Annotated in this window: 21 protein-coding genes; 5 read left to right on the top strand and 16 right to left on the bottom strand. The window is 53.8% G+C overall.

Going from position 1 to position 23,832, the window contains the following annotated elements:
- Positions 1 to 228 precede the first annotated feature (228 nt).
- The gene (locus PXY01_RS06025; protein WP_127568313.1) at positions 229 to 1,461 is read left to right on the top strand and encodes an aminopeptidase; all 1,233 of its coding nucleotides are present in this window, start codon (positions 229 to 231) and stop codon (positions 1,459 to 1,461) included.
- A 53-nt stretch (positions 1,462 to 1,514) separates the two neighbouring features.
- Here PXY01_RS06025 and PXY01_RS06020 read toward each other — a convergent pair whose 3' ends face one another.
- Positions 1,515 to 3,683: a glycosyl hydrolase family 28-related protein gene (locus PXY01_RS06020; protein ID WP_218028210.1), complete on the bottom strand. Its 2,169-nt coding sequence runs from the start codon at positions 3,681 to 3,683 to the stop codon at positions 1,515 to 1,517.
- A 242-nt stretch (positions 3,684 to 3,925) separates the two neighbouring features.
- On the opposite strand from PXY01_RS06020, the gene PXY01_RS06015 reads away from it, so the two are divergent.
- The 4 genes from PXY01_RS06015 (at position 3,926) to PXY01_RS06000 (ending at position 7,290) form a co-directional block, all read left to right on the top strand.
- A complete protein-coding gene (locus PXY01_RS06015; protein ID WP_127568309.1) occupies positions 3,926 to 4,312 on the top strand; it encodes an SET domain-containing protein in 387 nt (128 codons plus the stop codon).
- A gap of 83 nt (positions 4,313 to 4,395) precedes the next feature.
- Complete coding sequence (locus PXY01_RS06010) at positions 4,396 to 4,839, top strand: CBS domain-containing protein (protein ID WP_174721803.1); 444 nt, start codon at positions 4,396 to 4,398, stop codon at positions 4,837 to 4,839.
- A 474-nt stretch (positions 4,840 to 5,313) separates the two neighbouring features.
- Complete coding sequence (locus PXY01_RS06005; protein WP_127568307.1) at positions 5,314 to 6,243, top strand: phosphodiester glycosidase family protein; 930 nt, start codon at positions 5,314 to 5,316, stop codon at positions 6,241 to 6,243.
- A 36-nt stretch (positions 6,244 to 6,279) separates the two neighbouring features.
- Complete coding sequence (locus PXY01_RS06000) at positions 6,280 to 7,290, top strand: bifunctional glycosyltransferase family 2/GtrA family protein (RefSeq protein ID WP_127568305.1); 1,011 nt, start codon at positions 6,280 to 6,282, stop codon at positions 7,288 to 7,290.
- On the opposite strand, the gene PXY01_RS05995 is transcribed toward PXY01_RS06000, so the two are convergent.
- From PXY01_RS05995 to PXY01_RS05925, 15 genes are all read right to left on the bottom strand, one after another.
- Entirely contained in the window at positions 7,287 to 7,967 is a 681-nt protein-coding gene (locus PXY01_RS05995) for a phosphatase PAP2 family protein (protein WP_164744316.1), read from the bottom strand. The two genes, PXY01_RS06000 and PXY01_RS05995, sit on opposite strands and share 4 nt — an antisense overlap.
- 194 nt (positions 7,968 to 8,161) lie before the next feature.
- Entirely contained in the window at positions 8,162 to 9,082 is a 921-nt protein-coding gene (locus PXY01_RS05990; protein ID WP_127568301.1) for a glycosyltransferase family 2 protein, read from the bottom strand.
- Between the two features lie 9 nt (positions 9,083 to 9,091).
- A complete protein-coding gene (locus tag PXY01_RS23030; protein WP_281277869.1) occupies positions 9,092 to 9,808 on the bottom strand; it encodes an acyltransferase in 717 nt (238 codons plus the stop codon).
- An 18-nt stretch (positions 9,809 to 9,826) separates the two neighbouring features.
- A complete protein-coding gene (locus PXY01_RS05980) occupies positions 9,827 to 10,588 on the bottom strand; it encodes a TylF/MycF/NovP-related O-methyltransferase (protein WP_127568300.1) in 762 nt (253 codons plus the stop codon).
- Positions 10,585 to 11,514, bottom strand: a complete 930-nt coding sequence (locus PXY01_RS05975) for a transketolase family protein (RefSeq protein WP_127568298.1) — start codon at positions 11,512 to 11,514, stop codon at positions 10,585 to 10,587. Before PXY01_RS05975 ends, PXY01_RS05980 begins: the two co-directional genes overlap by 4 nt.
- Complete coding sequence (locus PXY01_RS22755; protein WP_127568296.1) at positions 11,511 to 13,427, bottom strand: thiamine pyrophosphate-binding protein; 1,917 nt, start codon at positions 13,425 to 13,427, stop codon at positions 11,511 to 11,513. The genes PXY01_RS05975 and PXY01_RS22755 overlap by 4 nt, the downstream gene beginning before the upstream one ends.
- A 10-nt stretch (positions 13,428 to 13,437) precedes the next feature.
- Positions 13,438 to 14,736, bottom strand: coding sequence for a class I SAM-dependent methyltransferase (locus PXY01_RS05965; protein ID WP_127568294.1), 1,299 nt, complete (start codon positions 14,734 to 14,736; stop codon positions 13,438 to 13,440).
- Complete coding sequence (gene rfbG / locus PXY01_RS05960) at positions 14,726 to 15,892, bottom strand: CDP-glucose 4,6-dehydratase (protein ID WP_127568292.1); 1,167 nt, start codon at positions 15,890 to 15,892, stop codon at positions 14,726 to 14,728. The genes PXY01_RS05965 and rfbG overlap by 11 nt, the downstream gene beginning before the upstream one ends.
- A 72-nt stretch (positions 15,893 to 15,964) precedes the next feature.
- Positions 15,965 to 16,750 (bottom strand): glucose-1-phosphate cytidylyltransferase, encoded by a 786-nt coding sequence (rfbF, locus tag PXY01_RS05955; protein ID WP_127568290.1) that lies wholly within the window; start codon positions 16,748 to 16,750, stop codon positions 15,965 to 15,967.
- Positions 16,751 to 18,964, bottom strand: a complete 2,214-nt coding sequence (locus PXY01_RS05950) for a methyltransferase domain-containing protein (RefSeq protein WP_127568288.1) — start codon at positions 18,962 to 18,964, stop codon at positions 16,751 to 16,753. It abuts the gene before it with no gap.
- Positions 18,958 to 20,124, bottom strand: a complete 1,167-nt coding sequence (locus PXY01_RS05945) for a glycosyltransferase (RefSeq protein ID WP_127568286.1) — start codon at positions 20,122 to 20,124, stop codon at positions 18,958 to 18,960. The genes PXY01_RS05950 and PXY01_RS05945 overlap by 7 nt, the downstream gene beginning before the upstream one ends.
- A gap of 136 nt (positions 20,125 to 20,260) precedes the next feature.
- Complete coding sequence (locus tag PXY01_RS05940; RefSeq protein ID WP_127568284.1) at positions 20,261 to 20,686, bottom strand: hypothetical protein; 426 nt, start codon at positions 20,684 to 20,686, stop codon at positions 20,261 to 20,263.
- Between the two features lie 113 nt (positions 20,687 to 20,799).
- Positions 20,800 to 21,123, bottom strand: coding sequence for a YolD-like family protein (locus PXY01_RS05935; protein WP_127568282.1), 324 nt, complete (start codon positions 21,121 to 21,123; stop codon positions 20,800 to 20,802).
- Positions 21,120 to 22,388 (bottom strand): DNA polymerase IV, encoded by a 1,269-nt coding sequence (locus tag PXY01_RS05930; RefSeq protein ID WP_127568280.1) that lies wholly within the window; start codon positions 22,386 to 22,388, stop codon positions 21,120 to 21,122. The genes PXY01_RS05935 and PXY01_RS05930 overlap by 4 nt, the downstream gene beginning before the upstream one ends.
- A 380-nt stretch (positions 22,389 to 22,768) precedes the next feature.
- Complete coding sequence (locus tag PXY01_RS05925) at positions 22,769 to 23,680, bottom strand: aminoglycoside phosphotransferase family protein (RefSeq protein ID WP_127568278.1); 912 nt, start codon at positions 23,678 to 23,680, stop codon at positions 22,769 to 22,771.
- Positions 23,681 to 23,832: the final 152 nt, after the last annotated feature.

Raw genomic sequence — 23,832 nt, 5'->3', positions numbered from 1 at the left:
AGAGCCCCGATTTTATGTTAAGCTATTCCTGCAGCCTCATTCAATTGGCCTCTATATTTAAGGCGAGTCTGAGTACTGAAGCCTTTACCATTATACATGGTTTTTCTTAACGGGTCATAATGTTGACTACAGTTAATAGATGTTAATCTAGAATATATCCATGTACAATGAACAGGAACAAAGACGTTATGACGACTTGCTACCTTATACTTCTGAGAGGATGATCCTATGCTGTCCTTCGAGCAAAAATTAAACAACTACGCTGATATTATTGTGAAGATTGGCGCCAACATTCAGCCAGGACAATCGCTGATGCTTCATGCGTCGATCGAATCACCGGAGCTCGTGCGGCTCGTCGTGAAGAAAGCTTACGAGGCTGGCGCATATCAAGTGAAGGTCGTATGGACCGATGACGCCGTCTCCCGTATCCGGTATGAGCTTGCGCCAGAGCAATCGTTCCTAGAAGCGCCGAAGTGGTCAGCTGGCGAGAAGCTGGAGATGGCAGAGCAAGGTGCTGCAGCGGTCACGATCAGCTCGGCAGACCCTGACCTGCTTAAAGGAATTCCGCAGGAGCGTATCCGCAATGCGGACCGTACGCTGCGCCAAGCGAACGAGAAATACCGCCAGCTGTCGCAAGCATTCAAATTCAGCTGGTCGCTTGCAACGGTCCCATCTCCAGCCTGGGCAGCTAAAGTCTTTCCCGATGTGCCAGCAGAAGAGCAAGTGCCGAAGCTGTGGGAAGCGATCTTCCGGATGGTTCGCGCCGATCAACCAGACCCGATTGCGGCATGGAATGCGCATATCGCTCAGCTTCACGCCAAGGCGAAATATTTGAACGAGAAGCAATATAAGAAGCTGTATTATAAGGGGCCAGGGACGGATCTAACGATTGAAATGCCTGACGACCATGTATGGCTCGGCGGCGGTAAGCAGAACGGTCAAGGCGTCTGGTTCGTGCCGAACCTCCCGACGGAGGAAGTATACTCCGCACCGCTCCGAACCGGCGTGAACGGTACGGTATCCAGCACGAAGCCGCTAAGCTACAACGGCAATATTATCGACCGTTTCTCCTTCACATTCGAGAATGGCCGCGTCGTGAAAGCGGCTGCTGAGCAAGGAGAGGAAGCACTGCTAGGACTGCTCGAAACCGATGAAGGCGCGAAATATCTCGGCGAAATCGCGCTTGTGCCGCACCGCTCCCCGATTTCGGATTCGAACATTTTGTTCTACAAAACACTGTTCGACGAGAACGCTTCGTGCCATCTTGCCATCGGAAGCGCTTATGCGTCCTGTATTAAGGGCGGCTCCTCACTGTCGCAAGAGGAGCTGCTCGCCAGAGGGCTGAATCGAAGCATGGCCCACACCGACTTTATGGTCGGATCGGGCGAGCTCAATATTTACGGCGTTACGAAGGAAGGCGTGAAAGAGCCTGTTCTGCTGAACGGCAACTGGGCGTTCTAGAGGTTGTCCATTACCAACAAATCAAGCCCCCGCGATGGAGGGCTTGATTTGATTTATACGTAAGGCTCGATTACTTCAGTTCCCGTAGAATCATCGATGTACTTCATAAACTTTTTGCCGGACGGGGAACGAACGATCGTGCCGTAATTCATATTCGAGTACTCACACATATGCAGCGTATCAAATATAAACATAAGGGCAGGGTCAGTCGTCGTATTGCAGCGTAGAGCAATTTGAATCCGGTCGACTCCTGCGGGGATGACAAATTCAAAGCTCCCTTTGCTCTGGTCATAATAGTGTGTCAATACTTTAGTCGTACCCGTAAATAAGTAAATTTCAATAATATTCCGGTGCATGCCGTCATTCGCATAATAGGCCGTTCTCGTATTAAACCGATATTTCTTGCCCGGAGACGTCGTCAAGTTAAGCGTTGCGTCATACCATCCTTTTGTCGTGTAGCCGCTTATTGTCACCTTGTACCCGCTGCTATCAACGACCCATTTGGGGCCCGGAATATTCCATGCCGGGTTATTGAACCTCGGGATCAAATTGCGAGTTAAATATCCGAACGGATTTCCGTCCTTATCGCGCCACTTGAAGGAAGCGTCCAACGTAAGCGGCTGACCGTTCACAATAACGCGTCTGCCTGGAAAGAGCCCTGTCTGCGGCGGAGCAGTAAGGACGAGATCGTTCAGCTCCTCTAGCTTCACATTCGTCATATGCCCTGCATTAAGCCAGCTCGTCGTACCTACGCTAACGCGTATCAATCGATTTTTATCGATCTCCGTATACGGACTGCTATTCGTACGAATTACGTTCCCTGCCGTATATACGTCCTTAATACCGCCATTACCGCCTACGACATCAATGAATGTATCGACCTCGCCTGCCACATTGCCGACAATCGTCACGCCTGTGTATCCTTCAACGACAATCGTCCTCCAATCCTGATCCGCCAGTGCCTCCGTGCTCTGCCACCATTCTCGGGTCACCATCGCATTCCGGCTGCAATGGTTAAACACGTTGCCAACAATGGTACAAGCGATTCCCACCCGATCGAATACGCGATACATGAAATCGAAGATGTTACCAACGAACGTGCATTCGTTCATCACATTCGTTCTAAATCCATAATCGAAAAATTCAAACCAATTATTGTTGAACTGGCACATCGCCATGGAGGTAGGATAGTGGATGAAATCACAAGATACTTTGACGGTGTCTCCCGCTGCGTTCACGTAAGTCGTCCCTGTACCGTGAAAATAATTATTATAAAAAAAGGCGTCCACGATGACGGAGTTATAAAAAATTGTCCGCCCAATATTTCTAATTTCGCAATATTGCATTCGCGACGCCATACTGAAGGAGCCTACATAGAACACATAATCGAACAGGCCGATCTGCACCCCTTCGAATAAGGAATGATATTTGACATCATACGTGTACAGCATAATATTTTTCTTAGGTCCGTCATTATATTGTAATGAAGTAAAGATACCGATATTTTTAATAATGATCTGTCCTCCGGCAACCCCTGTTCTCCCAGTGAACAAATAGCCATTCGGATCGTTGCTGTTAAATATAATAGAGCAGTGCGATGCCGTCGCGACAGGCTTTGTCGAAAAACCCGTTATATAACCGGTAATATACACATTAGATCCAAGAAATAATGTACTCGTAACTTGATAATACCCGGCAGGGAAATAAACAAATAGTTTATTCGGGCCGGCCAAATCGAGCGCCGCTTGTATGGCCGCCGTATCGTCTGCGCCTGAGGTTCCGTTCCAATCTCCTTTGGCGCCGAACCATTGCGGATATACCTTTCCGATTAATGGTGCTCCCGTAACTTTTCCTCCAGATGAGACATCGAAGATCCAATCGCTCTCATGAGCACTTATCGCGCCATTAACCGTAAACGTTATACCATTTGCAATCTTAAATCGCGCATTACGGTCGAACACAAGCTTCTCATATCGGGGGACGGTTACATTCTGATTGATCAGATAGGTGCCCTTCGGGATATATACCGCATCTGAATCATCCGCTAGTGCTGCAAGTAACGCATCGGAGCTGTCGGCAGCACCGGTCGGGTCCGCTCCTTTCCAGCGGATATTAATGCCGCGTTGACCGAATTCGCTGTCTATTCCGTTAAAATTGCTGCTCAGCTTGTTATTGTTAACTTCGCTATTATTATATAACCCCATGTGTGGCGTTTTGCTCATGGACCTCTCCCTCCCCTCTAGACAATCCATTCGTCCCTGCCTCATGTCCGTCGTGCCTATTAAAACCTATGCACTAGGCATGCCGCTAGCACTAATCCGGCCAATCACTCCCAACAAAATTTTCTCTCCACTTGTACGCTTGACGCGACTTGCTTTGTTGCATTATAAAGACATGTAGACCAAATTACGGACCTGTAATGCGGCTTCAAATCTCAAAATACCTCTTAACCTAGGAGATCTGCATGGACGAAAAAATCGAAATCAAAACTTCTAAGCTGAGCCAAGGGGAATTTAACCGCGGCGTATTCGCGACGCGCCATATAACCAAGGGCGAGTTGATACATGTTGCGCCAGTACTGACCTATCCGAATGAGCAGCATAAGCTGATCGAGCAAACGATTCTAGCTGATTACGTTTTTAATTACGGAGCGAACCACAGCGCTGTACTGCTAGGATACGGTAGCCTGTTCAACCATTCTTACTCACCGAATGCAACCTATGAGTTGAACTTCGATAACTTGTCCGTCGATTTCTATGCCTATACCGATATTCAAGCCGGAGAAGAAATTTTGATCAATTATAACGGAGACGAGGAATGCGACGATCCGTTATGGTTTAATGACAAGTAGTATGTTTCCTCCTCACTGCGGGAACCCTAATCTGCGGAAATTTAAAGGTTCCACATTAACGGTTACAATTGGAGGAAAGTACATTGGCATCTACAATTCGAGAGTTAATGACAACGAACTGCGTAACAGCTACGCTGAATGACAATGTGTATGAGCTGGCTGTCCTAATGAAGCAATTCGATATCGGATTTATTCCGATCGTCGATGACAAGAAGCTGATCGGTGTCGTAACCGATCGTGATCTCGTTGTACGCGGCTATGCGGATAAAAAACCAGGCTCGACGGCGGTGAAGGAAGTGATGACCAAGCATCTGGAGACGATATCACCGGACGCGACGGTCGAAGAAGCAGCGAAGAAGATGGCAGCCAATCAAATTCGGCGATTGCCTGTCGTGGATAATGACAAATTAGTCGGTGTCATAGCCATTGGTGACCTAGCTGTACAGCAGTCGTTGAAGCAAGGAGCAATTAATGCGCTTAGCGGCATTTCAGAGCACGAACACCGGGAGCCCCCTGTCGTTCATTAGCTGCCCGTTATCCAATATCGCAGCAATATTGCGGTTAATCACACAACGATTTTCGTTGTCATAACGCCTTCTCGCCTGTTAAGTTCAAAGTAATGTTAAGACCTGTTTATCTCACCTCTTACATTTACTCGAAACTTAGCAACGGATCGGAGACATGCCTTATGAACGATGCTCCCTCGAATCAATTCATCCGGACGATCGTCGTTACCTCCGTCGTCATCGAAAGCTTGCTGCTGTCTATATGCGGCTGGCTCGCCGCAAGCGTCGGCGGCTGATCTTTACCCCCTTATAAATTAAGCATTGTCGATAGAAAGCTCCTCTAGCCCAGAAGCCGGGCAGAGGAGCTTTTTTTGTTTTCAGCACATGTTCAGCTAAGGTTCAAGCACGTTTCAGTGGACGGTGCGACAATGCTTACAACATTACCAAAGCAAAGCATCTCCATATCCACCTTGAATCAGAAAGAAGGTTCACACTATGAACAAAATGTCCCAGCGATTACGGATTACGCTTGCTGTAACAGCCGTCCTCGTTCTGGTCATTGGCGCCGTGCTGTACAAGCTGGCCGATCGTTATTTGATTGAACATGTCGAGGTTGTCCTGCCTGACGATCCGGCTGCTTCTGACGAAGGCCAATCCAGCATCTCGAATGCTCAGTTCGACGATTGGCATTATTCGAGCGATCAATCCGAGATTGCGATTCAGAAAGTCCAAACGGGCACAGGCAAGGATGCTATCACATACTTTGTCGCCGATGTCAAGCTGAAAAACGGCGCAACGCTGCAGTCAGCTTTCGCTAAGAACCAATTCGGCCGCAATATTATAGATAAAACTTCAACAATCGCAGCCGCTCACAATGCTGTATTGGCCATTAACGGCGATTACTATGGCTTCCGAAGCGACGGCGTTATTATCCGTAACGGCGTTCTGTACCGTGATGAACCGGCTCGGACAGGTCTGGCCTTGTTTCAAAACGGCACGATGAAATCCTATGATGAGCAAAGCATCAGTTCATCCGAACTGCTGGCGCAAGGGGTAACGAACACCTTTTCATTCGGACCTGCACTTCTGATAGATGGACAAATAACAAGCAGCTTCGAGCATGTTGAGATCGACACCAACTTCGGCAACCGGTCCATTCAGAACTCTAATCCGCGAACCGGTATTGGGATTATCGAGCCTAACCACTATGTGTTCGTTGTTGTTGACGGCCGAGCTAACAATTACAGCCGCGGCATGACACTTGCCGAATTCGCCGATTTGTTTCAGCAGCTAGGCTGCACGGAAGCCTACAATCTCGACGGCGGCGGCTCGTCCACAATGTACTTCATGGGAAGAGTTGTCAATAACCCGCAAGGACGCGATCGCGAACGCGGCGTCAGTGACATTGTGTATGTCGGGGCCTAGACACTGTAATGACATTCACCAAGGAGGCATCAAAACATGACGATACTAATTCCATCCTATGAACCGGATGAACGGCTTCTGACGTTAATCCGTCAGCTTCAAGCCGACGATATCGACCGTCCGATCATCATCGTGGATGATGGCAGCGGCTCCTCATTCCAGCCTATTTTTCAAGCTGCTGCACAACTTGGCTGTACCGTTCTAACGCATGCGCGTAACCTCGGCAAGGGCCGGGCGCTCAAAACCGGCTTCAGCTATATACAAGCAGAGGGACGAAGAGATGGTGTAATCTGTGCAGACAGCGACGGCCAGCATTTGCCCGAAGATATTCGACGAATCGCCGGCGCCGTCTTACAGCACCCGGGACATATCGTTCTCGGCAGTAGACAGTTTACCGGAGAAGTGCCGCTGCGCAGCCGGTTCGGCAATGCGGTCACCCGAATCGCTTACAGATTCACGACCGGCAGCCGCATACAAGATACACAAACCGGACTACGCGGATACTCGGCCGATATGTTGGACTGGCTTTGCTCCGTTCCAGGTGAACGGTTTGAATATGAAATGAACATGCTGCTGCTGGCAAAAACCGAGAACATTTCGCTCGTGGAGGTGCCGATCGAAACCGTCTATTTGGAGCGTAATGAATCGTCTCATTTTCACCCGATAGCCGATTCAATCCGCGTATATAAGCCAATACTGAAATTTGGCTGTTCGTCGGCTGCCTCCGCGCTGCTCGATTATGGATTGCTGCTGCTCATCCATTATGCTACTGGACAGCTGCTGCTTGCCGTCGTAATCGCTCGAATATTCAGCGCTCTCCTAAACTTCGTAATGAACCGGAGGCTCGTCTTTCAAAGCAGCAAGCAGGCCATTCTAGCTTCGGCGGTCAAATATTTTGCACTCGTCCTGATCATTCTCGTCTTAAACTATGGCCTTATCTATACGTTCTACAGAATCGCCGGGCTTCCGCTGCTCGCAGCAAAGCTGCTTACGGAAGGACTGCTGTTCGCGTTCAGCTATTGGGCGCAGCGCAAATTCGTTTATTAACGGCCCGTCCGCAGCTTCATCACAGACTGCCAGTACCGGAAAGCGCCGATGGTCACCGTAAGCCACACTCCGCTCGCCAAGTAAGCGCCTAGCACATCTGTCGGATAGTGGACGCCCACATAGATGCGACTTGTCCCTATCGCTGCAATAATTAGAGCGCTGATCAACACCATAAGAGCTCGTCCATCGCGCCGGGGAATATGCTTCCAAATCAAATACGCCGTAATTCCGTACAGTGTAAATGCCGCCATCGAATGACCGCTCGGAAAGCTGTAGCCTGTCGCTTCGACCAATGGTATCCCTCCGGGCCGCGTCCGTTGAATAATCCGCTTCAACGTCATATTAAGCAATCCTGAGCCAGCAACGACCAATATGAAGAGGAGCAGCTCATAACGATACTTAAGTCTTGACAGCACGATAAGTACAGCACAAGCAATGACAGCTGTCGGCACACCATCGCCCAATCGGGTAATGCTCGTCATCCATGCGGTCATCACCGGCGACTCCAAGTTGCGGACGAGCTCGATTATCCGGCGATCTAACGCGGTCGGCCCCCCTTGTCCGCCTCCAACATAGACCGACAGCCAGCAGAAGCCCGCGGCCATGAACGCTGCTGCTAATACAGGAATAAGCCACAGCCTAACGGCAATGGCTGTCGATTGCGGTAATTGCGGCACACGTACATCCCCCTTCATAGACAGTTCATTCTGCCTTATCTATTATGACGTTACTTGCATTTCAAGAACAGCCAAAGACGCCTCCAATCGAATAGGAGACGCCCTCGTTCCATCTGCTGCTTGCTGCTGTCGGCATTATGCCAACGATAAATGCACGATGCGATTATTTTAAATAGAGAACCGTGTTAGGTTCGTTACTGCTCCTCCCGCTGGGGCGGCTGGATGCTGCGAATCCATTCCAATATTTTCTCGTAATACGGTTCGTCTTTGTAATGCGCCGTATAAATCTCCTCAAAGCCCGTCAGATCTGTCCCCAGTCCTTCCTCGATAATCCGTTTATACCAAGGCAGTACGGTTGTCGCGAGCATATTGCCCTTCTCCGTCTTGATCGCTTCTTCCGTCAGCCCGTACTGCCGGTAATGAGACAGAATACTCAAGTAGCCGTCAATAAAATATTTGCCGAAGTTGTAGCCATCCGGTCTGTTGCCCGCATATGCGAAGATCGATTCATACACGATCGTAAATTGCGGCTTCCTTCGAATCGCCTCCAGCTGCAAATAGATATGATTAAAGCCAGAGCCGACGAATAACGATTTGTGTTCAATCTGCCGGTACAGCTCACGCTCGATTATTATCGACGAAATAAAACCAGAATGGATGGAAGCTCTACTAATAAACGCGTCAAGCCCCTCGAACGTTTCAACAGTACGACGGTTGCGCAGCACATCGATAAAAATTACGCTGCTGCCTCGATGCCGATGCACGATATTGAACATCGGCATAATCGTCATGTCGACGAAAAAATCGTCATCCCCATGCAGCATCACATAATCTCCGCGCGCCTCATCCATCAGCTTCAGAATATTCCGCTCTGCACCGATGTTCTCCTCATTGCGCCAATACCGGAAGTTTGCGTTCGGGTACACCTGTGCGTACGATTGAAGCACCTCCTGCGTCTGATCCGATGAAGCGTTGTCGGACACCAGCACCTCAATCAGTGTACATTCCCCGATTTGATGAAAAATCGAACCGAGACAACGGTCCAAATCGTTCGCCCGGTTGTATGTCGGAATAGCGATCGTCATGACGGGATGCTCACGCCGCCTGCGCAGCACCGTCTCAATCTACTCTTTGCCCCGCACTGCAATCCAATCTGCAGCATCGGTATCGAACATTTTGATGACACGGGCCGGAGCACCAACCGCGACGCTGAAATCAGGGATGCTATCCGTAACGACGCTGTTCGCGCCGATGACCGACCCTCGGCCGATCCTAAGCCGCCCGCCGATGATGCAGTTCGCGCCGACCCAGGTCCCTTCTCCGACGACTGTCTCGCCTTCTGTATCCGATATACCTTGCATAATAATCGGAATGCCGACATTGCGGTATTCATGCTGGGTATCGCTAATATAGGTCTGGTGTCCGAAAATCGAGAAACGCTCCAGTATGATACGATTGGCGGCCGATATGGATACACGGAAATTAAACTGGCAGCCATCGCCGACGATCAGCTTCGGCCGCTCCCCGGTCACAGGTGTACAGATGTTAAACCATGCTCCCGTCCGCACGAATACGCCTCTTCCAATCGCTATTTCTTCCGCTCCCTGCATGATGCAGCCGCCCTCAATGACCGAATGCTCTCCCAGCTCGTAGAACTTTGGTCTCGTAGGAGCAGCTGCTGCAGCCTTCGAGTCGAAGGATGACGGTTCAGCTTGTTCATGCTGTCCGGCTTGACGGGCCTGCTCGGACTGTCTTGCCTGCTTGACCGGCTCGGCCTGCTCGGTGCGCTCTTGCCCGATCTGCTCTTGCGGCTGCGGCTTATCTTCGTTCGCCTCGCTCATGCCGTCCACCGCACTTCATTAAAGAATAACATACGACACCCACGGGTCCGTCGGAAACCGGCGGATCGCCGTATCACGAAGGGGCAGCATTTCGAGCAGCGCGCCCGTCTCTCCTGGGAACGAGGCGCAGTTCAGCTCATCAAAACAGACGACCGAGCCTTTGCCCATCCGTGGCAGGAACACCTCTAGCGCTTTCTTCGTCGGCTCATACAGATCAAAATCGAGATACAAGAGCGCAACGAGCAAATGCTTATTTCTCTCCACGAACGCATCCGCCGTCTGCATGAAGTCGCCTTCCACGAGCTCTACATTCGGGATATGAGACAAATATCGCTCGGCGTTATATTTCTCGATCGATTTGCGCAGTTGATCGATCGTCTCGCCCTTCAAGTCGCCAGCTTTAAATTCATCGTCCGGCTCGCGGTCCTGCTCGGATACGGACGGGAATCCGGCGAACGTATCGAAGCCGATAATTTTTCGTGTATGGTTAGCTGGCTCGTAAATACTCGACAGCTGAGCCCATGTGAACAGGCCGCCGCCATTAAACACCCCGCATTCGACGATGCTGCCCGTTACCCCAAGCACATGCTTGAATATTTCGTGCCGGCACAAAAATTTGGCCAAGCTCCGCTTCGTTGCAAACCTCGGAAATGCTTCCAGCTTGTTGAATATGGACAGCTGCGACTGCTTGAACGTCTCCTCCGTCAATTGATACGCCTCAAAATCTGCGGCCCTGTGATGCTTGCCAATCATACCCATCGGCTTATAGGACTCGGTCATCGTCTGCCGCACGCTCCTCTCGCAATTTGTTGAAAACGTTCATAGTGAAAACCCGCACGCTCCAGCAAATAAGCATGGCTGCCGACATGCCGATTGAAATCGTCCGGCAGTCCAAACCGGCGCAGCGGCACGGCTGCACCGAGCTCCGCCAGCGTCTCTGCGCAAGCCGAGCCAAGGCCGCCGATGACGCTGTGCTCTTCGACCGTCACAATCGGCATGCCGCGTCTGGCATAGCTGAGCACGGTCTCTACCGGAAATGGCTTCACCGTCGGCACGCTGACAAGCGCCGCATCGATCGGGTCCGGTTCGGTCCGAAGCCGCATGACCCAATCGCGTGCATGCGGCAGCGCCGTGCCCGAGGCGAGTACGGCAAGCTCCGAGCCAGCCATAAGCTCGACCGTCCCGCCGAGCGGGATTCGCAACGATGCCTCATGGACGCGAGGCTCGCCCGATTTGCCCAGCCGGATATACATCGGCCCGTCATGAACGAAGCTTGCCAGCGTCAGCTCCCGCGCCTCAATATCGTCGCCGGGACAGCATACGGTCATATTCGGCAGCGCGCGCATGAGTGCGACATCCTCCAGCCCGTGATGGGTCGGCCCCTGCCCGCCGTAGGCGAGCCCGGCACCTACGCCGACGATACGCACCGGCACCTTCATATAAGCGGCATCGATCCGTATCTGTTCATACGCCCGCATCGTAACGAACGGAATGATGCTGTATACATAAGGAAGATAGCCGCTTAGCGCCAGTCCTGCCGCCATCCCAACCGCATTCTGCTCGGCGATCCCCGCATTGATGAGCCTGCCAGGGAACCGGTCGCGGAAAGGCTCCCATACGGAGAAACCAAGGTCTGGCGTAATCACCATTAGCCGCTCGTCATGCTCAGCACGCTGCAGCATTTCCCGAACGAATGCGTTTCTCATCCGCTTCCCTCCCCGCTGCCAAGCTGACGCATCGCATCGTACCACTGCTCGGCGCTGGGCGACTTGTAATGCCACTCAAGCGTATCGGCCATATAATCAACGCCATGCCCTTTTATTGTTCTGGCGATCACTACTTTGGGTCGTCCCTCCGTGCCGCGTTTACTTAACGCACGGTACAGCGCTTCTTCGTCGTGACCGTCGACTTCAACGGCTTCCCAGCCGAATGCCCGCCATTTGTCGCCGAGTGCTGTGAGCGGCGCCAGCTCATCCGTACGACCGAACCCTTGCCATCCGTTGCAATCCACGACAGCAGTCAATCCGTCCAGCTTTTGCGCGGAGGCAAGCAGCGCCGCCTCCCAAACCGAGCCTTCGTTACATTCCCCGTCGCCCAGCACGGCGAACGTCCGGCTGTCGCGTCCCGCCAGCCGATCTGCCAGCGCCAGCCCCGTCGCGATAGATAAGCCGTGACCGAGCGAGCCGGCCGATACGTCGATGCCTGGCGCCGAGCGGCGGTCCAGATGACCTGGCAGCGTGCCCCCATCGACCGAATAGCCGTCCAGCCGGCTTGTCGGCATAAATCCGCGCTCAGCCAATATCGCGTATAGGGCCGTGCTCGCATGCGCCTTGGAGAACACAAGCTTATCTCGGTACGGCGCATCCGCGTCCGCCGGATTAACACGCATTACGCGGCAGTAGAGGACGAGCAGAATATCCGCTACCGACAGCGCAGCCCCGACGTGCGAGGCGCCGGAGCGGTAGGCCATCGTGACAATGCTGCGCTTAATCGCCAGTCTCCGTTCCTGTGCAAACTGCTTGGCGATCGCAGCCACCGTCCGCCGAATCCCTTCCTCAAGCGGAATGCGCGGCTTCCAGCCGGTAATGCTGCGCAGCTTGGCAGCTTCCGCCTCCAGCAGCATCACCTGGTCGTCCCGATACGGAACGGCGCCCAGCTGAAGCGGAGGAACTAGCCGATCCAAGCTTCCCCCGTTGTCATGATCAGACGTTCGCGCTTCCCCGTTCTGCGGCAAATCCGGCGGCAGCCAACGGGCGGCTTCGGTGCGGACTAGCTCCGCAATTTCGCGTATCGTTCGACTCTCGCCTGAGCCTAGATTAAAGACGCCAGCTGCCGGATGCACGGCCTGTTGACCTGCCGCGTTAAGTGGCTTCACCGAATACGGAGCCGTAATACTTCTCTGTGCAAGAGCAGCAAACGCATCAGCTGCATCATCGATATACAAATAATCCCACCGCTGTTCTCCCAGCGTCAGCTCTGGGCTTTGTCCCGCAAGCAGCTTGCGCGCAATGTCCGGAATGAGCCAGCCTCCATTATCGCCCGGCCCGTACACGCTGAAGATCCGTACCCAGCTGCCGGCCAATCCGAGGCGCTTCGCCTCCGCGAGCGCCTCCCGTCCTGCCGCTAGCTTCGCTTTGCCGTAGACGGTCGTCGGCAATTCTGACGTCCCTTCATCGGCCCGCCCTTCGAGCCGGCCGTATTCCGCCTGCGAACCGGCTCCGATCCAGCTTCGACAGCCTAGCTTGGCAGCTGTCCGCACCGATTGCAGCACCGCAGCCACATTGTCATTCTGCGCCTCATCGTTTCGGTCCGCACCCGCTACGCCCGTCCAGCCGAGATGAAGCCATACGGCAGCCGGACCACGACGTTGGACGGCTTCCTCAAGCTTCGCCTCCCATTTCGGAAGCCGCATCAGATCGCCCTCGACGAGCATAAGCGAAGGATGCCGCGCCGGAAGCCGCTCTCGATTCGAGCCTTGGCGGATGACCGCATATACCTGCCATCCGAGCGCAAGCAGCCGCCGGCATACGGCGGCGCCGATAAAACCGGCGGCGCCGGTTACGAATGCCGCGGGCCGCTCTCCTTCTGCATTCGGCGTATCGTTTCGCATCCTGTCCATGCTAGGTCCCTCACTTCAAAATATCGAGCATTGATACGATGCTCTTCGGCGCGCCAGGGAGCTTCGCGACCGCTTCCCTTATCTCGTCCATGTATCCATAGCTGAACACGATTAGCGTATCAACCGGCTGACGGGTCAATTGGTTAATGTCCGCAATAGGCACGCCTGACTTCGGCGTCAGCCTGCCGTGCAGCCCAGCATTTGCGTCGCATACGTATGCCAGCTTCTTGGACGAATTCATGGCCGCCATCGTCATGACGCCGCGCCCTCCACCGCCATAGCCAGCGATCCGTCTTCCGGCTGCCGCTTCGCGCTCAACGAAAGCATCCAGCAAAGCAATGCCCCTCTCCAGCTCACGCTGAAATCCGGCATAGTCGATCGCCGCTTCCTCTTCTACCAGAAGCACCTGATCCGGCGAATGCGCCGCATCGGTTGGCGCCGCGACGATAAGCAGCGAATTGCCGCGCCGCTCTTGCTCCGGCACTAGCTCCGTCGTCAGCAGCCGGAACCCGCTTGCCGCTAGTGCGCCGCTCAATGTCTTCGCCGTCCAATAGGTGTAGTGCTCATGCTCGAACAGGCAGTATTCCCGTCGCTCAACGATTCTTGACAGATCGTGCACTTCCAGCACAAGCAGTCCTCGGCCGGGATGAAGCACAGAACGCGCTGCCGCAAGCGTTCCAGCGGGATCCGGCAAATGATCGAATGTGTACGTCATCAGCAGCACATCAACCGGACGGAATGGCTCCGGCAGCAGCGCAGCCGTGGAGGGTGTGAACAGCGACTCCAGCACCGGTACGCCCCGCTGTCGGCTCACACGGCACAGCTCTGCCGAGGGCTCGACACCGTATACGTAAGCGCCAGCGCGACGGAAGCATTCGAGCTGGGCACCGTCGCCGGAGCCGATCTCAACGACGGTGAATCCAGGCGCAAGGCCGTACCGATCCCGCACCATATCAGCCAGCCGCTGCATATACCGCGCTGCAAATGGCGATTGACCGACGGTGTAGCCGTAATCAATATAATAGGGTGAAAGATCCCGCTGACCGACCGTCTGTGAAACGCCGCAAGCGGCACATACATACACGTCAATGTCCGCCAGGAACGGAGCAGCAGAATCGTCCGGCTTCCGCAGCTCTTCCGTCAGCGGCATAGCGGGCAGATGTACCCATCTAGTCAATGGACCGCCTCTGCACACCCGGCACGATACGGCTGGATCATCATCATGCAGCGTGGCACTCGACGATACCCGGTTAAGTTTATTCCGCTCCGCTGTTGCAGCTATCCGTTTCTCCGTACATTTATCCCTCACTCTGCCCCCGCCTTCCCGCTTCAGCCTTCCGGTTCTGCTTCATCGTCTCGAACAGCTTCACCTGCTTCATCGTCACATCCAGCATGGGTGCACCCTGCAGCCATTGCGCATACCATTCCGCTGTATGACGCACCGTACCCTCCACTTCCCACACCGGCCGCCAGCCAAGCCGATGCCGCGCCTTCGAGCTGTCGAGCCGGAGTACCGCCGTCTCATGCGGATGCAGCTTTCCTGTCTGCTCGATCGGAGCGGGGGCTCCCAGCCTCGACGATACTGCGCAGGCCAGCTCGCGCACTGTCAGCTCCTGCCCGGCTAATGGCCCGAAGTTCCAGCTCTCCGCATACGCGTCTCCTTGCTCATATAACCGTTCAGCCAACGCTATATAACCCGAGAGCGGATCGAGCACATGCTGCCAAGGCCGAATTGCCTCCGGATAGCGAAGCAGCAGCGGCGTGCCGGATTGGGCCGACCGGACGCAGTCCGGCACGAGCCGCTCCGGTGCGAAATCGCCGCCTCCGATCACATTGCCGGCGCGAACGGTCGCAACAGCGGCGACGGATGCTCCCGCTATGCCCAGAGCCGACTTTCTCTCCGCACCTATCCTTCCCGCACCCGGCGAGCGGGAGAAGTAGGAGCGGCGGTAAGCGTCGACAACAAGCTCCGCACAAGCTTTGCTGACGGAATACGGGTCGGCTCCGCCAAGCGCATCCTGCTCCCGATAGCCGTATTCCCACTGCTGATTCTCATAGCATTTATCCGAAGTCACCGCGACGACCACCCGCACCGACGGCTGACGCCTGACCGCGTCAAGCACGTTCGCTGTGCCTGTCACGTTAACCGCAATCGTCTCTGCGGGAATCGCATAGGATCGACGGACAAGCGGCTGAGCCGCCAGATGGAAGACGATGTCCGGCTTCGTGTCACGCATCGACTGCTGCAGCTTGCCGCTGTCCCGTATATCACCGCGAATCCAGGGCAGATCGAGCTCAAGGCCGCACAGCCGGTACATCGCCGTCTCGGTCGGCAGCCCGTCGCTGTAGCCGATGACCTCCGCCCCCCGCATCCGCAGCCATAGGCTCAGCCAAGTGCCTTTGAACCCGGTATGCCCGGTTATCAATACCCGTTTCCCTTGCCAGAACTGATGCTTCCCGCTCACCGCTGCCTCACCGCTCCCTTATAGCCGGCCGCCGACTAATTACGCCGCAAATGCTGCCAGCTGTCTATCCTACTAATCATCCCATACTTTCCATGGTGGATGCTCCGAACGCCACTGCTCTTCCAGCAGCGCCTTATCCCGCATCGTATCCATCGATTGCCAGTACCCGGTATGACGATAAGCGATCAATTCGCCTTCTCTCGCAAGCCGCTCCAGCGGCTCCTTCTCCAGCATCATCTCATCCCCGTCAATACGGTCGAGCGCAGCCGGCTCCATCACAAAAAATCCACCGCTTACCCAATGCCCGTCGCCAGGCGGCTTCTCCGCAAATGTCGTGACCGCACCATCTCCATTTAATACAATCGTGCCGAATCGACCGACCGGCTGTACCGCCGTAACCGTCGATATTTTACCGTGCGAACGATGAAAAGCGAGCAGCTTGCGCAGGTCTAAATTCGCAACTCCGTCCCCGTACGTCAGCATGAAGGTCTCATCCTCCAAATAAGGCGCGGCCCGTTTCAACCGGCCGCCCGTCATCGTTTCGAGACCTGTATTTACGAGTGTCACCCGCCAAGGCTCCGCCTGGTGCCGGTGAATAATTCGCGCGGCCTGATTGCCTCCTCTGAAATCAAACGTTACATCCGACTCATGCAGGAAGTAATGGTCGAAATATTCTTTAACGACATACCCCTTGTAGCCTAGACAGACTACGAAATCGGTAAAGCCGTAATGGGCATAAATTTTCATAATATGCCATAAAATCGGCCGCCCTCCGATCTCGATCATCGGCTTTGGCTTCAAATGCGATTCCTCGCTAATTCTAGTTCCGAGTCCTCCGGCCAATATAACGACCTTCATCTATGAACCACCGCCTTTTCGCTTGCGACATACGGCGACGACATACATCGGCTGCCCGCTCCGAAACCGGCGGAATGACAGCAACTCGCTTCCTGTCTCGCGAATGACGAAAGCTTCGTCCCGGTCTGCACTGCGCTCGTTCATTTGCCGAAGCCATCGCATCGCTGCGAACTGGGAATCGTCCACCCAATGCTGACCGTACAGCTCTTCGAGCGAATAATGCTCAAGCAGATCGCCAATCAGCTCACCCGTCCGGTATTCGAACCGATGATGCGGATTGAACGGCCGATCTTCCCAATAGTTCGCCGCATTCGTGACCGCCCGGTTCGGCGTCGAGACGATATATAGACCGCCCGGCTTCAGAACGCGCGCCGATTCCTGTATCCATTCGTATCCGTCGTCGACATGCTCGATCGTCTCGAATGAGACAACGGCGTCAAACGTTTCATCCGCGAACGGCAGCTTCAGCACATCTCCCTGCATGAAAACAATGCCCGGCCCGCCATAATCCCGCTGTGCCAGCCGGATCGATTCGGCATCGATGTCAACCCCAATGACCGATGCTGCGCCTGCATCCCGCAGCATACGCGAGCCGTAGCCAGCGCCGCACGCGGCATCCAGCACATGCAATCCGGACACGCGTTCCGCTGCCGCCTTATACCGCACCATATGCTCATCGTAGACGTCGCGGAACAACGATTTTACCTGTTCGTTAACGACGAGCCGTTCCCCTGTAAATTCAACATCATTTTGTTCCTCTAACTGGACAGCTGCCGTCTTCGACATTTCACCAATCGCTCCGGCCGATACGGGCTCTGGCATTGAATGCGGCTTCTCCTGACGATCCAGCGCTATAGTCATTTTTCTGCCCGTCAGAAGAAAATAAGCAGAGGTTAATTCCTCCTCCGGAACGCCTGCTGCCCTCTCCGCAGCAGCTATTAACGCCGCCTCATCCCGGTCTTCATTCGGCTCCAGCGCCAGCACATAGCGCAGACTGCCAAATCCCGCCAGCATAAATCGTTCTCCCGCCTGACCGGTCGTCAGCATATCCTTACTGCCTTCAGCACCGCCAGCACGATTAGCGTCATTATTGCCGCCCAGCCAACCATTTCGGTAATATCGTTTATTCCTGAAGCCGGCTATAAGACAGCCGTCAGGCCGCAGCTTGCGCGCCAGCTTATTCATCAGATCAGGACGATCCGCATACGCATGTGCATTACTAATAAGAATAAGATCCAGTGTGCCGTCCGGTATCGTCCAATCGTCCGGTCGACCGGATGAAAATATGGTAATGCCTGCCGCGCTCGCAATTCGCGCTGCCGCTTCGATCCGCTCCGCCCCGAACAGCTCCGAGCCGGGGTAACGATGCTTCAGGGCGAGTAGCGTAGCGCCGCATGCACACCCAATTTCAAGTGCCCGCAGCGCTTTGCTATGCTCAAAGCTCTCTTCCACTGCTTCAAGCATATCGATACGGATGGTTAAAGCCGATTCCGGATGCAGCCCCCATTTGTCCCCAAAAACATTCGCATTCTGAACTAACACCTGATGATAATTGGAACGATCCTCGCCGAATGATACACTGCCATAATGATGAATGAACGTGTCGCGGCACAGAAGCAGCTTGTAGCCCGACAACAGCAACCGCAGGCTCCAATCGTCGTCCTCGAAGTTGCCGATGCCGAACCCTTCATCGAGCGGCCCAGCCTTCTCATACGCCTCCCTTTTCATCAGCAGACAATACCCGATCAGCTTGAGCCTCTCCTCCCACTTGGATGGGTCCGAGCAGTTGTATTCCGCAGCGAACGATTCCATCTCCTCCATCGACTGATAAGGAACCGGAATGCTCGTCAAGTAGTAAGCTGAATTCGTGACCGGCCCGACCGCACCGATATGGTCAGAGCTAAGAAGCGCACGCTGCAAATTGTTCAGCCAGCCTTGTGTCACAACCGTATCGTTGTTCAACAGCAGAAGAAGATCGCCTGCTGCCTGCTCTAGCCCTTGATTGACCGCTCTTGGAAATCCGGCATTCGATCCGTTCCGGACGAGCCGAATATCTCGCTGACCCTCCACCCACTCCGGCGTTCCGTCCTCAGAGCCGTTATCCACGACGATCACTTCGTAGCTGCCATCCTCCGTATGACGGCGTATGCTGTCGATGCACTGCATCGTATAATCCAGCTTGTTATAGGTCACGATTATGATACTCGTCAGCATGTCGTCCCAGTCTCTCCGTCCTGAGCAGACGGCACATTAGCAGCGGACGGCACTTCAGACACCTTCGCATGCTCCTGCTTTGATAAACCAAGCTGCTCCTCTAAGCGGGCTTTGTTGTAACGCAAATTTTCGTCCTCCGGCAAATAGCTGAGCGCTTTCTCATTGTGCTCATAAGCCTTCTCTAATTCGCCAAGCTTCGCATAACAAATGCACAGCTGAACATGCGGCATCCACGTCCAGCAGACAAGATTGAGCAGTCCCATATGAAACTTCGGCTTCGGCAGCGTCAACGCCGTTTCGTACCAATGAATAGCAGCCGGATAATGGCCCTTCTCTTCGAAGCAGTAACCGATCGAGCAGCAAAAATCTGCGCGCGGCTTATCGTACTGGAGACTCATCAGCAGCGATTGCAGCTTCAAATCCATTTGGCCGAGATGATGATAGCATTCCGCCATCTTGCTGTACGCGAATATCCGGTCCTCGATTGAATCGCCTGGCGAGGCGACGAACCGTTTATAATGCTCTACCGCTTCCGCATACCGCTGCTGATCAACTAATTCATTCGCATAATAGAACAAGCTTCGCCCTTCAAGCTTTGCTCCTTTCCCCAGTACTTTCTTGCGAAATATTTCCATATTACGCGGCGAATGGTCTCCGATTCGTTCATGGGAGACAGCCGCCTCCGAAACATATATTTTTCCTTCCTGGACATCGAGGTACTCATGGATCGGACTGTGCCACCGGTAGCCCTTCTCGCGCCGGACAATCCGATTGCGTCTTGCGCCAGCCGCCGGGTTGCCGGCCTTATCGAATGCAAGATGATATTCCATCACAATAGAATCGATATCCTCCGGCATTTCCTCCTTCAGCTTGCGCAGCAGCTGACGGTCCTTCTCCTTCAGCATATCGTCGGCATCCAGCCACATAATGTGCGAGCAGGTTGCCTGATCGAACGAAAAATTGCGCGCCGCCGCAAAGTCGTCGATCCATTCAAAATTGAAAATGCGGGCATTATACTTCGCCGCAATGGCCTTCGTGCTGTCCGTCGAGCCCGTATCCACGATGTTGATCTCATCCACCAGATCGGCCACCGAATCGAGACATCTAGCCAGCACCTCCTCCTCGTTCTTCACGATCATGCACAGGCTTATCGTTATCACGGGAGCCCTCCTTGCACGCATATGTTGTTTCTATCGTATGCATCGCCCTTCCGCCAGGTTTGGATGCTTGCGCCAAAAGCATAAAAAAGTTATGCGCTCGGCATGAGCGCATAACTTTTGGGTTGGGGTCCGTTCGTTAGTCTGGAGTGGAAGCGATGCCGAAGAACGTTTCAGGGCCGTTGCGAGCGCCTGTCAGAACGGCTAACGGTCCTCCGGAAATAAATGCCGAATATACCGTTTCTTCTGCTGCAGGTGCAAGCAAGTCTTGTGCAGTGAAGCTGTAAATATCGGAACCGTTCAGTACGTTCAGTGCAATAGCTTGTTGTGCCGAGTAGATCGTCGTTCCGCCCGTAAGGCCGCGAACAATTTCGATCGTAAACGTGTTGCCGAGTGCGCCGCCGCTAATGCCAATCGTGCCCGACAGCGTAATGATCGGGTTAGCTACGTTTTTCGTTTGCAGACCGATAATACCGAACAATTCTGGAGTAGTTGACAAGCTGACGCCGATAGAGCCGGATGCATTAGCATTCATGGAACTTCTCATATCCAAAAAAGTACCCATAGCGATTCACCTCCTGTAATTCAAGTTACTATACAGTATGGAGATAGATTCGATTCGGATTGGACAAACTACATAGGTCAATGATTTATTTTGTCCCCCGGCTTAGCTTGCACCTAATCTTCATCGACGCCTTCAATTTGCTTCAAGTCGAACCATTCGCCGTCTACCATGAACCGTCCCCGGTAGAGGTCAATCCGGTCTATCGTTCCGATCACCTTCGTCTCCTCGTATGCGTGATACATTCGCAGCGCAATCGGTCGGCGAAGCTCCAGCGACTCCGTCACGGCGCGTGATATCCGCTCCCACTCATGCTCATCAAGCTGGGCAGGCGGCCGGTACCTTGCGGCCTTGGCACTGCTTATAATTTCTGCCTTATGCTCGGGAAGCATCATCCGGCTCGACTCCCATAAGCCGTTTCCCTGCAGCTTCTTGCTCATTTGTAATGACCTCCGATTTTGCCGGAACGATCCCGCGCCTGACCAGCCGCTGTAATGGAAGCCGCGCGCATAATGATCGTATCCCCGTATTTATCTTTAAGTGCATCCGTCGCCCTCTCCAGCGCCATCGAACGCTCGCGATTATCGAACAGCGCCAGCTGATAATGCTCGCTGTCTTGAAGCTGTGACAGCGTCACGCCCACCTTGCGGACCGGATTACCGTCCCAGCAGCGCTCGAATAATTGCACCGCCGCGCGGTACACCTGATTCGTTACGTTCGTCGGGTCTATCATTTTCATTTGGCGGAAAAACCCGGTCGGCCGATCGAAGTCGGCTCCCTGACAGCCAACCGCAACGACCTGCCCCATAAACCCTTTGCCTCGGCACCGCTGGCAGACCAGCTCCGTCAGCTCCAGCAGCACAACCTTCAGCTCCTCCAGCGTGCCGTAGTCGTGCGGCAGCGTCATCTGGTGACCAATCGACTTCGGCGCTTCTTCATGCGTCTGCGGCGTAACAGGGCTGTCGTCCTCCCCGTTGGCAATCCGCCAATACAGCTCAGCGTTAATATCTGAGTTACGTCCGAACTTGCGGCGCATGAGCAGCTTGAGCTGCGCAAGCGGCGTATTGGCAAGCTGGCCGATCGTCTCGATGCCCATCGACCGAAAATGATGCGTCATCCGGTTGCCAGCCATGAACAGCTTCTGAATCGGCAGCCTCCAGAGCGTCTCCGCCAGCCGATCCTTCGGCAGCACGTACAAGCCGGATTCATTCTTCTTCGCATAATTGTCGCATGCGGTCTTCGCCAAAATCTTGTTCTCTGATATGCCGAAGCGGCAATAGATGCCCGTCTCCGCCATCACATGCTGCTGCATGCGCCGCGCCAACTCCACATAATCGCCGCCGTACCTATGAATCGCCCCCGTCACGTCGATGAATTGCTCGTCGATGCTGTACGGCTCCACCAGATCGGTATACGACCGATATATGTCCGAAATTTGCAGGGACACCCGGATATACTCTGCCATTCGGGGACGGACGATAATAACGTCTGGACATTTGGCAATTACTTCGCCAAGCCGCTCCGCTGTCGTCACCCCTTTCGCCTTCGCAAGCGGGCAAGCGGCCAGCACGATGCCGGAGCGGCGCTCGGGATCGCCTGCTACGACGATCGGCTTCCCCGCATACTCCGGATGATGCGCCTTCTCGACGCTGGCATAGAACGACTGGCAGTCGGCCAGCATAATGATGCGCCTAGCAGCAGCCATGACGGCTCACCGGACGGCACAGCATCCCCTCGTGAATGAAGGAGATACAGCATTCGGCATTCGGCTCTACTGTAATCAGCACTCCAACCCCTCCATCAATAGAAACATATGTTCTTATTTATTATATACAGAACATTTGTTCTTATGCCAATGTCAAAATATGACTAACAGCAAAAACGGCAGCCTTCGGGCCAGATCATGAAGATCAAGCCGAAGTGCTGCCGTTACATAACGAACCTGTCGCTTTATTCGCCGCTGTGCGCTGGTGCTTCAAAATTTCTTTTATTTCGCGAAGCTCATGCAGGATGTCTTTCGAAAAGCTAAAGCCATCATAATAAAGGTGCTCAAATGATTGATTGTTCCTCTCCGTAAAGTATGAATCACTCTGCATCCAGCAGCCTCGCAAATCGCTCCGAGATATCGATGCCTTTCTTCCAGTCAGCACCGCCCTCAATGGACCAGCATGCTTCAAGCACGCCGCGTGCAATACCCCACCGTGCAATGCGGCTGCGATCAAGACTAAGCCGCTCCGAAATCATCGCCACACGGCGGCATAGAACCGTATCGCAGTCTCCATCACGATCGACGTAATTAAGCAAGTATTGTATCGTCTCGAAATGAACATCTCCGATCATTCCTTTCGGGTCGATGACCGCCCAGCCGCCATCACCATGACGCAAAATATTCCCATGATGAAGATCGCCATGAATGAGCACGGTCTCGGTCGTCGTTCTGAGCAGCTCCTCCAATGTCTCTTCAGCCCGGACGACCCAATGCTCGGGAAGAGGACCTTCCGTTCCGAAACGGTCACGATAACGCACCAACGCTCCGAACCATCCGCGCAGCGTATGGAAGTCTCCTTCCTCGGCGACAATTGAATGACGAAGACGTCTGAACACCTCACAGAATACCTCGGTCGCCTCCCTGTCATCCAGCGTGGCGGACAATGGTGTCCCAGGAAGGACACGTTCAAGCACAGCAGCGCCAAGCGTATCGTTCCACTCGATTACCTGGACAGCTCCTCTTCCCGCGAATAAGGTCAAGGTTCGTATCTCTTTCACAAGCTCGTCTTTCTCGAACGATAGCTTGAGCACGATTGGCCTGCCCTCTCCGTTAATACCGTGCGCGATATAGTTATAAGATAAATTTTCAAATGGCTCCTCTACCCGAATACCAAATTGAGCCTCGCACTTCGAAATCAGATCGGGCAGCGAGCGAACCCACTCCTCTACGCGCGAACCGTAAACGTTTACCATTTGCTCACGGAAGTTGTCCGGTATTCTTGTCATCATTTTGCGTTAGCTCTCCTTCAAGCTGGTCCAGCAGTTAGAGTCCGGAACATAAAGTACATCCCGAATCATTCGACAGCAGGGAAGATAAATCCTTCAATTCTAAAACTTACACCAAATGAAAGAAGAACCCTTCACGCGAAGGGCTCTTCTCT

Source organism: Paenibacillus xylaniclasticus (assembly GCF_004001065.1).
In the GTDB taxonomy this organism is placed as follows: domain Bacteria; phylum Bacillota; class Bacilli; order Paenibacillales; family Paenibacillaceae; genus Paenibacillus_T; species Paenibacillus_T xylaniclasticus.
This window is presented reverse-complemented; position numbering and strand designations above follow the sequence as displayed.